This window comes from Robbsia betulipollinis, from assembly GCF_026624755.1.
In the GTDB taxonomy this organism is placed as follows: domain Bacteria; phylum Pseudomonadota; class Gammaproteobacteria; order Burkholderiales; family Burkholderiaceae; genus Robbsia; species Robbsia betulipollinis.
This window is the reverse complement of record NZ_JAPMXC010000016.1, coordinates 1-13,200: the sequence shown is the minus strand read 5'-3', so window position 1 is coordinate 13,200 and position 13,200 is coordinate 1. Positions and strand designations below refer to the sequence as shown.

At 57.8% G+C, this 13,200-nt stretch carries 14 protein-coding genes; 6 read left to right on the top strand and 8 right to left on the bottom strand.

Annotation, left to right across the window (positions count from 1 at the left end; all coding sequences use genetic code 11):
- Positions 1-1,174 (top strand): IS66 family transposase (tnpC, locus tag OVY01_RS22605; RefSeq protein ID WP_267849900.1); only part of this gene is annotated, 1,174 nt, incomplete at its 5' end.
- Between the two features lie 174 nt (positions 1,175-1,348).
- On the opposite strand, the gene OVY01_RS22600 is transcribed toward tnpC, so the two are convergent.
- Positions 1,349-1,906 carry a hypothetical protein gene (locus tag OVY01_RS22600; protein WP_267849899.1) on the bottom strand — a complete coding sequence of 186 codons (558 nt, stop codon included), beginning with the start codon at positions 1,904-1,906 and terminating at the stop codon, positions 1,349-1,351.
- A gap of 483 nt (positions 1,907-2,389) precedes the next feature.
- Here OVY01_RS22600 and OVY01_RS22595 point away from each other — a divergent pair, with 483 nt between their 5' ends.
- Positions 2,390-3,304 (top strand): hypothetical protein, encoded by a 915-nt coding sequence (locus OVY01_RS22595; protein ID WP_267849897.1) that lies wholly within the window; start codon positions 2,390-2,392, stop codon positions 3,302-3,304.
- An 18-nt stretch (positions 3,305-3,322) separates the two neighbouring features.
- Here the strand turns inward: OVY01_RS22595 and OVY01_RS22590 are convergent, their stop codons facing one another.
- The 6 genes from OVY01_RS22590 to OVY01_RS22565 all read right to left on the bottom strand — a co-directional run bounded on the left by OVY01_RS22590 (position 3,323) and on the right by OVY01_RS22565 (position 8,449).
- The gene (locus tag OVY01_RS22590) at positions 3,323-3,847 is read right to left on the bottom strand and encodes a hypothetical protein (protein ID WP_267849896.1); all 525 of its coding nucleotides are present in this window, start codon (positions 3,845-3,847) and stop codon (positions 3,323-3,325) included.
- Positions 3,844-4,617, bottom strand: a complete 774-nt coding sequence (locus OVY01_RS22585; RefSeq protein ID WP_267849895.1) for an abortive infection family protein — start codon at positions 4,615-4,617, stop codon at positions 3,844-3,846. Before OVY01_RS22585 ends, OVY01_RS22590 begins: the two co-directional genes overlap by 4 nt.
- 123 nt (positions 4,618-4,740) lie before the next feature.
- Entirely contained in the window at positions 4,741-5,301 is a 561-nt protein-coding gene (locus OVY01_RS22580; RefSeq protein WP_267849894.1) for a hypothetical protein, read from the bottom strand.
- Positions 5,302-5,742: 441 nt separating this feature from the next.
- Positions 5,743-5,940, bottom strand: coding sequence for a hypothetical protein (locus OVY01_RS22575; RefSeq protein ID WP_267849893.1), 198 nt, complete (start codon positions 5,938-5,940; stop codon positions 5,743-5,745).
- 569 nt (positions 5,941-6,509) lie between these two features.
- Positions 6,510-7,055: a helix-turn-helix domain-containing protein gene (locus OVY01_RS22570; RefSeq protein WP_267849892.1), complete on the bottom strand. Its 546-nt coding sequence runs from the start codon at positions 7,053-7,055 to the stop codon at positions 6,510-6,512.
- 374 nt (positions 7,056-7,429) lie between these two features.
- Positions 7,430-8,449 (bottom strand): hypothetical protein, encoded by a 1,020-nt coding sequence (locus tag OVY01_RS22565; RefSeq protein ID WP_267849891.1) that lies wholly within the window; start codon positions 8,447-8,449, stop codon positions 7,430-7,432.
- A 420-nt stretch (positions 8,450-8,869) separates the two neighbouring features.
- On the opposite strand from OVY01_RS22565, the gene OVY01_RS22560 reads away from it, so the two are divergent.
- The 4 genes from OVY01_RS22560 to OVY01_RS22545 are packed head-to-tail and all read left to right on the top strand — an operon-like array spanning position 8,870 to position 11,891.
- Positions 8,870-9,604: a hypothetical protein gene (locus OVY01_RS22560; RefSeq protein WP_267849890.1), complete on the top strand. Its 735-nt coding sequence runs from the start codon at positions 8,870-8,872 to the stop codon at positions 9,602-9,604.
- Positions 9,605-9,626: 22 nt separating this feature from the next.
- Positions 9,627-10,502: a hypothetical protein gene (locus tag OVY01_RS22555; protein ID WP_267849889.1), complete on the top strand. Its 876-nt coding sequence runs from the start codon at positions 9,627-9,629 to the stop codon at positions 10,500-10,502.
- Positions 10,503-10,550: 48 nt separating this feature from the next.
- A complete protein-coding gene (locus OVY01_RS22550) occupies positions 10,551-11,207 on the top strand; it encodes a hypothetical protein (RefSeq protein ID WP_267849888.1) in 657 nt (218 codons plus the stop codon).
- 45 nt (positions 11,208-11,252) lie between these two features.
- Entirely contained in the window at positions 11,253-11,891 is a 639-nt protein-coding gene (locus OVY01_RS22545; protein WP_267849887.1) for a hypothetical protein, read from the top strand.
- Between the two features lie 39 nt (positions 11,892-11,930).
- On the opposite strand, the gene OVY01_RS22540 is transcribed toward OVY01_RS22545, so the two are convergent.
- Positions 11,931-13,181: an IS256 family transposase gene (locus OVY01_RS22540; protein WP_267849886.1), complete on the bottom strand. Its 1,251-nt coding sequence runs from the start codon at positions 13,179-13,181 to the stop codon at positions 11,931-11,933.
- Between the last annotated feature and the right edge of the window lie 19 nt (positions 13,182-13,200).

Sequence of the window (13,200 nt, the reverse complement as noted above, 5' to 3'; positions counted from 1 at the left end):
CTCGACGCTGTGCCCATGCGGCTGCCAGTTGAAACGCATCGGCGAGGACGTGAGCGAGAAGCTCGATTACACGCCAGGCGTGTTCACGGTCGAGCGGCATATCCGCGGCAAGTGGGCGTGCGCGAAATGCGCGACATTGACGCAAGCACCGGTAGCCGCACACGTCATCGACAAAGGCATCCCGACGGCGGGACTCCTCGCCCATGTGCTGGTCGCGAAATTCGGCGATCATCTGCCGCTGTACCGTCAGGAAAGCATCTTTGCACGTGCGGGCCATGCGATTCCTCGTTCGACGCTGGGTGCATGGATCGGCGCCTGTGGCGTGCAACTGCAGCCACTGGTAGAAGCATTGCGCGAGCGGGTCGTACAGCATCCCGTGCTTCAGGCCGATGAGACACCGGTGGCAATGCTGATGCCGGGCAAAGGCAAAACGCATCGCGCCTATCTATGGACCTACACGCCGAGCGTGTTCGCGGCGATGCGCGGCGTCGTCTACGACTTCGCCGAGAGCCGGGCCGGGGAACATGCGCGCGCCTTCCTGGGCGAGTGGCAAGGCAAGCTGGTGTGCGACGACTTCGGCGGTTACAAGGCCTCGTTCGCCCAGGGCGTGACGGAAATCGGCTGCATGGCGCATGCACGGCGCAAGTTCCACGAATTGCACGCCAGTAGCCGCAGCCAGATTGCCGAGGAGGCGTTGAAGATCATCGCGCAACTTTACGAGATTGAGCAGGCGGTACGCGATCTCCCGCCCGCGGCGCGCCACGAGCGACGGCAAACGCAAAGCCGGCCGATTACCGATGCACTGCATACGTGGATGATGCAGCAGCGTGGGCGCGTGAGTGAAGGTTCGGCGATCGCGCGTGCACTCGATTACAGCCTGCGGCGATGGGAGGCGCTCACGCGCTACTTGGAGGACCCCGAGGTGCCGATCGACAATAACTGGGCGGAAAACCAAATCCGTCCAGTGGCCGTCGGGCGCAAGAACTGGCTATTTGCAGGGTCCCTGCGTGCGGGCAAGCGGGCGGCGGCGATCATGAGTCTGATCCAGTCGGCCAAGCTCAACGGGCATGACCCCTACGTCTACCTCAAAGACGTCCTCACGCGGCTGCCTACGCATCTCGCACGCAATATCGATGAATTGCTGCCGCATAATTGGACGCCCACAGCGGCTTGAAGTTGGCGTCAAGATGGGATCGCCGGGCGCTTACGCTCGTGCACAGCATACCCGTTTATGAACGCCCGGACGGGTACGCTCTGACGCGGTAGCGTCCTCAAGTTATGTGAGTTTGATCCAGAAACGAAAATCCCACCGTGATAGGTGGGACATGCTACAGAGATGCAACGATGATCAACGACGCCAGCCCTCGCTTGCAAATACGAAGTCGCCTTCATCGTCGGACCAAACTTCGACGTCCCCCGACGCCCTCCCATACATGCCCTGCCGTGCCCGCTTAGCGTTGACACCACGCGCTGCCGCCGCGGCGCTGATGGTCTTGTATTTCTTCGCACGCCCACCGGACAACCGCCGGACCAGCTTCAAGAGCGTTTCCTTTTCCTCGATGGGAAGTGCCAGAATCAACGCCGCGTCGTTCCAATCGCTCTTCAACACCTCGTCTCGACCGTCCGTCATGACTTCTGCGCCCCACCCATACTGCTTGCCTCCCGGACTGAATGTGTCGATGTTCCGGTATTCGACGCACGTGGTCTTGGTACTAGCAATGAAGGAGCTATACACGTGCCGTCCGAGCCTCGCCAGGATTTTGTAGTTCGTCGTTGCTACGACCTTGGTCAACGAAAGGCTCAGCGTTCCCAAGCGAGCATTGATGCTGACGTAAATCATCGAGTCCGGTGCCGACGTTGCATTCAGAAGTTCATTCAGTTCGGTTTTCGTCAAGGTGGTGTACATGCCATGTCTCCGATAGGTGCGGTGCTTGCGACGTGCAGCACCGATGGATCCAACATAGCAAAACGCTCGCACTGTGCAATAGTTAAAGCCAAGTATTTTCGGTCTTTCTGACGAACGGCCGACATGCATTCCGTTGGTATAGATCGGACTCGATATCGCCTTGGTAGGATCGACTGCTTCCCTTTCTGGGCGCCCGCAAGGGTACGGATGACGCGGTAGTGTCCCAGTTTTGGGTTTCTTTTTTTGCCGCAACACTCGGTTGCTACCAGCCCGATGCGTGAGCAAACTCGGGGGTTGCGTTTTGGAGCGGTTTTTGCCGTTGGTGACGGTTTGAGTAGTTGTCACGCCTTTGCACTGCTGACGCCTTTGCGTTCAGACACGGTGGTGATTCGGTGCCGCTCCGATATTTCCCCAGTCCTTGTTGCGACATTGACATTCGGTTGGCGTAAAGTCTAACTTCCAGGCGAGGAGGAAATCTACAGAATGGACCGATCAAAGGAACCGGAGGTAGCGGCAGACATCACGGCACGAAAACCGAAGCCCATCGTCATGCTCGATCATGGCAACTGCAAGTGGGAACATAAACGCTTGGCTGACGTGTTCATCCCAATGCACGTTGGTCCTGTGATCTTGTTCAAGGAAAAAGTGATACAGCCGTCGCTGAATGCACTCGACAAAGAGATCGCGACGTTCACCAAACCAGGAGACACCACCGAAGCCTACCGTCAGGTCGAAGTGCAGCAACTGCGGAAAACCACCTTGCAGTCGTTTTGCCCTTCGACCCATGCTGTGTTTGAGCGTGCCCTGCGCTCCTGGATTTCTGACTCCCTTCATCAAGTTGCCAATGATGAGCCAGACGTCATCATTGAACTCTATCTTTTCTTCGAAGACGCCGACGAACGTTGCGATGAACCCTTGGCGGTTGCGTTCGCCTTGGAAAAGCTGAAGGCAAGAGTTCGCAAAGACAATCTTTGGAAGCTGAAGGACGTCGTTCAACGGTTTCGAGGGGTAGCCCTGAATGACCTGCCTTGCTATCGAGTCCTTTCGTTGATGGAAACGGTCGCTAACGCGTGCAGGCATGGCGACGGTGACGCTGTCAAAAAGCTTTTTCATGAGCGTCCGGATTTCTGGCCCGAACCCCTTCGCAATCTCACCCTGCAACGTAACGGCGTCCTCGGCTTTTCATCGATTACTTTCCCGGATAAATTGCTCTACGCGTTCTGCGATGCAATCGTTGCTTTTTGGGACGACCTGCACCTCGTTCATCTGTGCAGTTTCGGGAATCTGAGCTTGTTGATCAAGGAAGAGCAGGGAGAGGCAAGCGTCTTGCTTAAGAAAAGTCGCGAGTACGTTGAACGACTTAAAACCAACCCATTGTTTGGTGCGCAGACGCCCTAGGCACGTCCGCCCGCAAGATTACCTCTCCCACAGGGGCTTATGGTTTGCGCCAGTGATGAGATTGTGCAGGGCCAGTTCTGCCTCGTGGATCTTGGCGGTTACCTCCTTGATCTCGGAAAGTCGCACGACTTCCACGCTCGTCTTGAAGGTTCCGCGGGCCGACATAAATGCGATTTTGACCAAACCGTCCTCATCGACGCTTAAAGCGTTGTGCGCGTATTTATTTCGGCCTGTTTGCGCCGCCTTGATCATTTTGATGGCCTTTTCGTAGTCTTTGAGGTGGGGAAACTCATCCGCCAGTTGCCCGCATAACGAACTTACGATGTCCACGCGCTGTTGGAAGTTACTGTGAGCTACCATCGTCAAGCCTCGTGGATCCATCGGTGAATCGTATCCAGCAAGCTTGGAGATGGCGAAGGCCGTGCCGGACTCCAACGTGCCCCACATTGAAATCATCCGCCCAAGTTCTAGAAGGTATTCATCGGGGATAGGCCAGTTGGCGTTGAACTCGCCCCGCTTTGCTGTTTTTTGCGTTGTTGTCATGGTTTGCTTGCTTTTATTTTTGCTTCCAAACTTTTCATGAACCGCACCAGGCCACCGACGTGGCTGACGATCAGCACCGCTTCATCGTGGTTCAGCATGGGATTGTCGTGCGCAAGGCTCTGCTCATTGCGCACAGTGTTCATGGCTTCCAGGTTGGCGATGGCAGATTTCAGGATGCGCTCGGTCATCTGGCTTTCCAGGTGCCCTGCTGCCTTGGTGTGCTTGACGTACTCCCCCATCAGACTGTGCAATGGCTTGTCCCTGGTGACCTCGATGCCGCGCTTCTCACAAAGCGTACGCAAGAACTTCATGAGAAAGACGTGGACCCGATCGAGCGCCGTGGCCGGTTCGTTGGCGTCGATCGCTGCTTTAATGTGTTTTGACGCAGCTTGAAAGTCCAGGGCGTTAACGCTCGCGGTGAATGCGTCGACTTCGGGGATGGGGCTGCTGGATTTCAGCCGCGTGATGATCTGCTGTACGGAGGCACGTTGCGCCTTATCCCCTTTCAAGCATTGAAACTCGTCGCCCCACTCGATGAGTGCGTCGAGAGCTTTGGCGACCATAGCATCTGATTCCAGAACCCAGAAAGCCCTCATCCGATTAGCTTTAGACGAACTTTTGAACTGATATTTTTCGTCACCGATGTTGACGCCGATTTGCTCCCTGAAAAAATCTTCCATCCCTGGAGACGAGAAGTTGAGTACGTAGCCTCCTTCCATATCAAGGAATGGTTCAAGGAGGCGCCGATCCCGCGAAGTCAGAGAGGACATGTCGATCCGTTGGACGTCAGCTATACAGTCGGAGATCCACGCCGGGCGGACACAGGCGTAGCAACGAGGGAGTGCCCGGTTTGATTAGATCAGTCCCGCGCGGCGGGTGCTTGAGCATACGCGTCAAAGCTTGCTTGCCGCCGCGTCTCCCTCATCCTTTTGGCGCTTTAACTTCTCTTTAAGTTGCCGGACGTTCACGATTGTCGCATCGCTCCAACGAACGTCCGCGCCGACCTCATCAAGTCGTACGTTCACGTCTGGTCGATTCCAAATGGACGTGTGGGAATCAAACGTCCGGCCGGACCCGGTTCGGGCAGTTTCTTGGTACGACTTGTCCGGCTTGCCATATCGACGGGTAAAGATCGCCACCGCCTGGCCGAACTTATCCTTGCTGAAAATCATTTTGAAGTCCAGTGGTACAGCATCGTACGTTTCGACCATCAACGTATTCCGAATGCCTAGATCTGGCGAGTTATACACACTGTATTGGCTGTCTCTTTCTTGGATGAAGCATAGGCCGAAACTCTTGATCCGCGACTGATCAACCATATTAAAATCTTTTTGCTTTGGACATTCGTGGATATCACCGGGGAATGGCCGGTCCAATGGGATGCCAAGAAACGTGGTTTGAGCCAACGCGGAAACACTCGTCAATGCAAAGAACAATGCGATGATTTTCTTCATGGAACCATTGGATTGGATATTTAACGTACAGCGTCAGGCGGACATTGGATTGGTAGAGATTCGTGCATGGTGCGAACCGAAGACACCGGTCACGACGATCCGCACCGACCACTTGTTTTTCTGGTGTCGTTCACAATAGTACAACAACGTATGCCACCAACGGTATTCGGCACGGGACTGGGATTGTCCCCGCCGTATTGCGATTTGCTCAGAGTTTGTGGTCCCTTACACGCGTCAATATCCTGGTCGGTTTCAAACCCAATCGGTTAGGGTGCGGGGCGAGAGCCCCGCGTTCCTTTCTCAATACTTACGGATCAAGATAAATAAAGCTCCGTCATCCAGAATCGATTTACTCTGGTCCTGGTCGTACAGCGCTTCGAATCCGCCGCCCATCTCCGCCGTCTCCCCCATTTCGAACATTCGATCCGGTTCTTGACCGAATCACGCCATTGCCTGGTCCAGCCCTTCGCTTACCGCCGCGCTCGGGGTTATGTACACCGGCCCCGTCAGTCCATGACGTTCCAGCGTTGCCTCATCAAGGCGTTGGACGTGCACGCCGTTGACCATCTGCAGTTGGGGGAGCCCGTCTTTGAGGACGTTGCCGTTGCTGTTCGAGCGGTTCTGGATCGCTGCGCTCATGGTGTTGCTCCTGTTCGTTGAAGGTCTGCTGTCGGTGTTCGCCCGGCGCATATTCAAGACGATCAGGAACCAAGGGCCAGGGTCACGACCAAGCCGCAGCCCGAAGGGACCGGGTGCCGGCGTGAGCGCAGCGAACCCTTGCCCTTGGGTACGAACGGCTTATGCGTCGGAAAGAGGCGAGACCGGCGGCTTTCAACGAATGCGGTGCAGAGCGTTGCGTGCCGTGGGAGAACTGCGAGGGGGGTGAATGCATGGATGTCGGAGAGTTCGTATGCGAGCCAGCAGAAGAGGTGGACGCCGTGCCGCGTTCATAGCTAACGACGGTTTACTCATTTAAGCAATGGACGTTGCTTCAGCATCTTTGGGGCCCCTTTGTGACCGACACCATGGGTGGTTTGAACGGTCCGAACGGCGTCGCCAGTTGCGCGGGCGGCAACGACGACGAATGGAGCAAGGCTGATCACATCGTGGTCGAAACCTGGAACGCGGTATCACACCTGGCACTTGGCGTTCCCCTGGGGGCAGCGCAAGGTACGCGGGATGCCTACCTGATCAGCCATGTCCGACGTTCAGAAGTTGAAACCAGGTTTCAGCGGGCCGATGAACGGGCGATTGCGTTCCTCGTCGAGCTGCATCGCACGGAAGCCCTCGTCGACCGCGAACTCGAAGACCGCCGCCAGACCGTGCCAACCTTTGCCGCAGCCGTTGTCGAAGAACGTGGGCGTGTCGAGGATGGTACACCCCACCCACGCGCTGGCAAGCCAGAACCGGTAGCCAGGCGAGGCCCAATACTTCGGTGCGAGGTCCATCAGCGCATCGGCATTGCCGATGTTCGACAGCAGGACGGACCAACCTCGCTGCTCCATAGCCCAGCGGTACTTCTCCGCCGTCGAAATGACCGCGGACGGCAAGGCATCGAGGGGACGGCACACCCGTAGCAACGTGTCGAGGTCGAGCTGGGTCTTACCTGCCTCAACCTTCTCCCAGAAGGACGACGGCTTGTTGCAATGGTCGGATAGCACCGCCTGGTGGATGCGCTGGGCCACGCGCAGCTCGCGCAGCACCACGGCGATGATGCTCTGGAACGATGTGATTTTGGTCTCGTCGATGATCATGGTCCGGCGTGGCGGTGGAACGGATCCGCACGATTCTACAAGCAAAGAGTGAACACCCCCAGCCCAACCACGCCTCGGTACGAAAAACGGCCGCCGAAGCGACCGTTGGCCCGACAGCCTAGTGGTTAGGCTTACTCGTCGTCGACCGGCGCCTGGTCCGTGCTAGGCAAATAGATTACGGACCAGGCGCACCCAGCCCTTATCAAGGAACGCGTCCAGCCACGGCCGGTCTGGGTTGCGGGGCACGCCCTGGCCCGTGGACTGCTGCTACCAGAAGAAGTTGAGCTTCACCAAATCGTCGTAGGTCTTCATGACCTTGCGGCGAGCCCGCTTGTCGATCGCCACGATGTCGTCGTTGGCCTCGACCTCAAGCGTCAGGGGAACGTTCTTGTAGAACGCGCTGATGGTTTGTGTCCACCCTGGGCGGCCACACGTTGCGCGGCGGTTTGTTCATGAACTTTCTTAGAAAGCTGGTTCCAGTAGTTCAGCGTGTGGGGCAGGTTGGCCACCGAGGTGGTCCAGTAGTAAATCGTCGTTCCGACGACCGCCAGGAGCGTGATGGGGGTCTTCAGATCCCCTCCCACCACTTCCGTCAGGAGCGTCAGGTACTCGATGTACATCTTCGCGTCCGCGCCGGCCTGCTCATGTTCCTCGCCCCACATGAGCGACGCCAGGTCGCGCCGTTTGGGCGAATAGATCGAATCCGTGATGCCTTCCATCTTTGCGCGGAGGGATGGGCTCATGCCCACAATGATCCTCAGGGCTTTAATATACAGTTGGCGCATCTCGGGCTGCGTCACCAACTCGTTCGGCTTCAGTGCCAGCCACCCGCGGTTTCTAACGTGGATCCAGTCGAGATACTTATGCGCTTCGATGGCCAGGTTGCCCATGCGCGGCGCGTTCAAGATCGCTGGCGTTGATGATCCTACGACGTTCTGCTCAAGGGTCGGGCGGTTCGCCTCGCCCCTTACGATCCGTGTTCCGAAGACCCCAAAATGGCACGGCGTGGACAGCTCGATAAGCCGGGCCCGAGCCGGCTCCTCCGCCGCAACCAGGTAGTTGCTCACCTTATTGAACATGGTCTTGGTATGTTCAGCCTTGTGTTCCGACCGTGCACTCTTGAACTCCAGCACGAAGTACCGACCTTCGCGCTTGGTCAGGACATCCCCAAAGAGGGATTCCGCATTGCCGTCAAGCTTGTGCAAATCGTCTGGGCCCAATAAATCCAACTCGGCAACTTTTTTCTCGTCCCCATGCTTCCTGGCCTCTTTGAGGTCGGAGAGCCACTGCCGCCATTGGAGGTCCCGAAATGCGATGATGAGCGTGTCCTCCCAAACGTCGCCCAACTTCCCCTCAACGGTGGCGCCCGCATCGTCTTCGTTGTCGTTGGTCATGTCTGATCCAAGATGGTTGTTGTGGTGGTAGTGTGCCAGCGGTCCGTGCCCACGGGCAAGCTAGTCACGCGATCGTCGATCATGGGCTGGCCGTGGCCACAACCAGCCGGCGGCTCGCCCCCCCTCCGCGCCCTGAACCTGCGGCGGCGGGTCCGCTGGATACCGCTGGCGCCGAGGCGTGCCCTGGCACAGTCCGACGATGGACAACGAGACCGCACCCACGGTGCCCGCCCGTGAGGGCTGCGTGGCCTCCTCCCACCGCGAGCGGTCCCCATACCCCGTTCTAAAACGGGCCGTAGGCATTGGCCGGCGCGGTAGCGCCCCAAATGGCAAAGGCGCTCGCGCCGTTGATCGTGGTCATTGCCGCGACACGATTACCGTTACAATGCTTACAACAATAAGAATGTACGGGGGAAACAAATGAGGGCTTTGTTTGTGGCTGGGGTGGCCGTATGTGTGATCGTTGCAGGATGCGACGACAGCAGCAAAGACACACCAAAATCCGCCACGGCGTCGACCGTCGCGGCCAATCCTAGCGCCCCGACCGTGAAAGCCCTGCCCTTCACCATCGAAAGCGCGTCGTTCAGCGATTTGTACAAGGGCAAGTTGAAGGTTGCTGACGTCGAAGCCGGTGTGACCGGCGGTACCCAGGCCGAATGGGCGGCAACGTCCATAGCGATCGCAAAAAAATTGGCGTCGTACGGAGCAGACTCGGTTGAAGTGAAGATCATGCGACAGGAGATCCACCAGCCGCACGGTGACATCTACCGCGTTGCCGCTCACACGTATTACAGTCCGAACCCTGACCACACGGTATGGGATGACCACAAGACGTGGACGGTCACGTCGGCGGACGCGTCACGGCTGATCACCCAGCGCGACGTGGACTTCAACGAGGACTACCAGGTGGCGTACCGGAAGTTCCTCGATCAGGGGCATGACGATGCCTACGCGGATGCCCATGCCGGCGCGATCGTCGAGAAAAAGTACCATCCCAAGAAGGGCTGGGCACTGCCGGTGGGGAACGATTTAAAGGAGCTGCCCCGGGACTCCATGAACGTGGATGCCAGCCCCGCCGCCGATGGCCTGGCTATCCTGGACAAGTGTCTGGGCGGCAAAATGGTGTACATGGTCAGCAAGTGCGAGCAGTCGTAACCCTTTCACTTACGAGACGTTCATGAAACGTATTGCCTTGTTGTTGGCCTTTTCCGTAACGACCCTGTTCGGGTTGGCAGCTCAAGCTGCGACAGCGGACGCCTGCGGCCCGGGAAGCACCCCCTCGGGAAAGAGTTATAGCATCAATGGGCAAGATGTGCCGTTGCTCGCATCTCCCAAGGCGGGGGCAGCGAAGCTCATCAACGAAAAGGCCACGGCCCTCAGCCATACAACGCAGTACATGGACGTCGATGGCACCACAACTGTGACCGAGCAATGCACCATGGGCATCTGGTCGCGCGTGCAGGTGACCGATCCGGAATGGCTGAGCGACACGTACATCGGATGGATCCCCACTCAGGCACTCCGAAAACCACAGGTAGACGCCAAGGGAGTCAAGATCTACACGGAAGCAGACTTCCTGTTTGACGACGTGACACGCCCCTACAAGAAAGACATCATCGACGGGGTGAACCGGATTCACCGCGAGAACGCCCGGTGCGGCGACATCGACCCGACGTCTGCCTACATCACATCGGAAAGCACCAAGGCAAGGCCAGCGTTTTATGTTACGTGCGGGAAAGGTGCGAAGGCGTTCAATGTGAACTTCACGGTCGCGGATGTGCGGTCATCCAAGCAGTTCGAGGCCCCGACGAACATCGACCACGGTCGTGCCATTGGGATGTGCGAGGACTACGCCAAGGCGCATGCGGCGCACCCGAGCACCGTCGATTTTGCACGCCTGCTCGCAGCCGTGTCCGATGGTGCGAATGGAAACACCCGGGTGCGCTCGACGTTCACCGCGCGGAACTCGTACAACACCAAACTCAAATACGACATCACCTGCTTGTTCAACTCGGCGGGCTCGATCGAAGCAAACATCAACGAAGCGCGGTGAAGCCTATTGCCGGCTTCGCAGTGCTCAACCAATAAACGAGAAAATGACATGGTGGACCCGGTCTCCCTCACGGTATCCGTTCTCGCACTTGCCGTGTCGGCCACCACCGCCTGGCTAACCCTTTTTCGACGTGGCACGGTTAGGATGACGCCACCGACCGTCATCTACTTTGGCCCGGACGCACCTCGTCCCGGAAGAGCAACGCAACTTCCGAAGGTCTATCTCCGGACCCTGTTGTTCGCCACCTCGAAACGCGGCAGAATCGTCGAAAGCATGCATGTCGAACTCCATTGCAATGAGACCCATCAAAGCTTCAACATCTGGGTACATGGTGACCAGAAACTGGTTCGTGGCAGTGGGCTCTACGTTGGCGAAACCGGCATCGGGGCAGAACACCATTTTCTGACGCCTGACGACGACAACAACTTCCAATACGTGGCGGGGAAATACCGACTTGAGGTGTTCGCCCACCTGCTTGGTGACGAACAATCCAAGCTCCTCTTTTCGCAGGACCTGGAAATCACAACAGAAATCGCGGACGCCCTCAAAAAGAAACAGGCCGGCGTGTATTTCGATCGGGGTGCGAGATCGAAGGCTTACATTCCTCACTTGGATTCTCGCGAAGCCCTCGACGCAGTGGCCATTCGCGCGCTCGCAACCCATTTATCTGGCGGCCAGGGATCCCAACCGGAAAAGTCGGTGTAGGAACAAAACGTCGGCAAGGGAAAGGCGTCAAAAAAGGAGATTTCTATGGAAGTCGGAGTCTTTCTGAAAGAGCGAGTGCACTTTATCCGACAGTTTTACGCGATGTCGGCCGGACCATTCATCGAACGGAAACGGCTGATCGATGCGCAGGAAGAACCATTTGTACCACCGTACAGCGAAGACGGCGAGCCGCCCTTCAACTACGAATGGTTAGAGGCGGACACATCCCTGCACGTCCTGGGCTATTCGTGCGTCACGATGTTGTCCGGCACGCTGAAGGCGTTCTTCAAAACGTGGGAAGAGTTGCTATGCATTACCCGATTAAAAAACGACCCTGTCGATGAAATCTTCAAAAAAAATGGATTCATCGAGGGGTATCGGGTGCTGTTCGAGGACCGCCTGGGCATAAGCTTCGCCGCTTCCGGCGTCGAGTTTGAACTTCTAAAAAATATCGTCATCACCCGGAATAACGTACAGCACGCCGAGGAACTGACGAAAATAAGATCGTCCTTCTTGGAAAAAGACGTTGAGAACGGCAAGCGTCCGTACTTCAGCGACGATCAGAAGGCGTTGAGCCTGGTGAGGGTAAAAAATGGCACAGACGTCAAATGGGTGACGGTGCCCCAAATCGCTGTATCAAGCGATCGAGGGGCCTGTCAGGATTTTTGTGTGCGAGGCGAGTGAAGCTGCCCGTGGTGTTCCGGGCAGCGCATGAATCGTAAATCAGAAATAGGGTCTGGTGAAGCGCTCCTCGTACAGAATCGCGAACTGATTCATGGCGCTTTTCCAGTCGTGCGCGGCACGGCTCCAGTCGGCGGTGATATTGCGCAGGACCAGCCATAGCAGCTTGGTCGCTGCGTCGTCACTTGGGAAGTGACCGCGCGTCTTGATGATCTTGCGCAGACTGGCGTTCACACTCTCGATGGCGTTGGTGGTGTAAATCACCGTGCGTACGGCCGGCGGGAACGTAAAGAAGGGAATCACGCGTTCCCAGGCCCGTCGCCAGGACGCAGCCACCGTCGGGTAACGGCGACCCCATTCGCCACAGTCGAAGGCATCCAGCTCGGCTTGCGCCATCTCGGCACTGGGCGCCGTGTACACCGGCTTGAGCGCGGCGGCGAGCGCCTTGCGGTCCTTCCAGTTCGCGTAATCCAGGCTGCTGCGGATCAAATGTACGATGCAGGTCTGTAGCGTCGTCTGCGGGAACACCGCGCCCAGCGCCTGTTCCATGCCTTGCAGGCCGTCCGTGACAGCGATGAGCACGTCCTGCACGCCACGTGTCTTCAGGTCGTTGAAGACCTTCATCCAGAACTTGGCGCCCTCGGTGTTCTCGATCCACAAGCCCAGGATATCGCGCGTGCCGTCAGGCAGAATCGCCAGCGCGAGGTACACCGCCTTGTTGCGTACCAGGCCGTCGGAGCGGATCTTGACCCGCAGTGCATCGAAGAAGACCACGGGATACATGGGTTCGAGCGGCCGGGATTGCCAGGCGAGCACCTCGTCCATCACGGCATCGGTGACCGAGCTGACGAACTCCGGCGAGACCTCGGTGCCGTACTGTTCCAGCAGGAATGCCTGGATATCGCGTACCGTCATGCCGCGCGCGTACATCGCAATGATCTTGTCGTCGAAGCCCGTGAAGCGCCGCTCGTGCTTCGGGATCAGGATCGGCTCGAAACTGGCGTCGCGGTCTCGCGGAATCTGCAACGCCAACGGGCCATCGTCCGTGAGCACGGTCTTGGCGCTGCGGCCGTTGCGCTGGTTCGTGGTCTCGGGCGGGCGTTCCGTGCCGGTGGCGTAACCGAGGTGGTGGCCCATCTCAGCGCCCAGGGCCCGCTCGATCAGCGCCTTCTTGAACGCCATCGCGGCATCCTGGACGGCTTCGGCCGTCATCGGGCCTTTTACAAACTGGTCGATCAGCTCCTGGGGAATCGCGGGCAATTTCCGCGGCGGTGTCTTCGGTTTGCGTGCCATGGCTGTACATCGTCCTTTT

Bases quoted from the DNA above. Each gene is read 5' to 3' on its own strand.
- OVY01_RS22545 (WP_267849887.1), top strand. From the start codon at position 11,253: ATGGAAGTCGGAGTCTTTCTGAAAGAGCGAGTGCACTTTATCCGACAG.
- OVY01_RS22550 (WP_267849888.1), top strand. From the start codon at position 10,551: ATGGTGGACCCGGTCTCCCTCACGGTATCCGTTCTCGCACTTGCCGTG.
- OVY01_RS22585 (WP_267849895.1), bottom strand. From the start codon at position 4,617: ATGTCCTCTCTGACTTCGCGGGATCGGCGCCTCCTTGAACCATTCCTT.
- OVY01_RS22560 (WP_267849890.1), top strand. From the start codon at position 8,870: ATGAGGGCTTTGTTTGTGGCTGGGGTGGCCGTATGTGTGATCGTTGCA.
- OVY01_RS22555 (WP_267849889.1), top strand. From the start codon at position 9,627: ATGAAACGTATTGCCTTGTTGTTGGCCTTTTCCGTAACGACCCTGTTC.
- OVY01_RS22595 (WP_267849897.1), top strand. From the start codon at position 2,390: ATGGACCGATCAAAGGAACCGGAGGTAGCGGCAGACATCACGGCACGA.
- OVY01_RS22600 (WP_267849899.1), bottom strand. From the start codon at position 1,906: ATGTACACCACCTTGACGAAAACCGAACTGAATGAACTTCTGAATGCA.
- OVY01_RS22565 (WP_267849891.1), bottom strand. From the start codon at position 8,449: ATGACCAACGACAACGAAGACGATGCGGGCGCCACCGTTGAGGGGAAG.
- OVY01_RS22570 (WP_267849892.1), bottom strand. From the start codon at position 7,055: ATGATCATCGACGAGACCAAAATCACATCGTTCCAGAGCATCATCGCC.
- OVY01_RS22580 (WP_267849894.1), bottom strand. From the start codon at position 5,301: ATGAAGAAAATCATCGCATTGTTCTTTGCATTGACGAGTGTTTCCGCG.
- OVY01_RS22590 (WP_267849896.1), bottom strand. From the start codon at position 3,847: ATGACAACAACGCAAAAAACAGCAAAGCGGGGCGAGTTCAACGCCAAC.
- OVY01_RS22575 (WP_267849893.1), bottom strand. From the start codon at position 5,940: ATGAGCGCAGCGATCCAGAACCGCTCGAACAGCAACGGCAACGTCCTC.
- OVY01_RS22540 (WP_267849886.1), bottom strand. From the start codon at position 13,181: ATGGCACGCAAACCGAAGACACCGCCGCGGAAATTGCCCGCGATTCCC.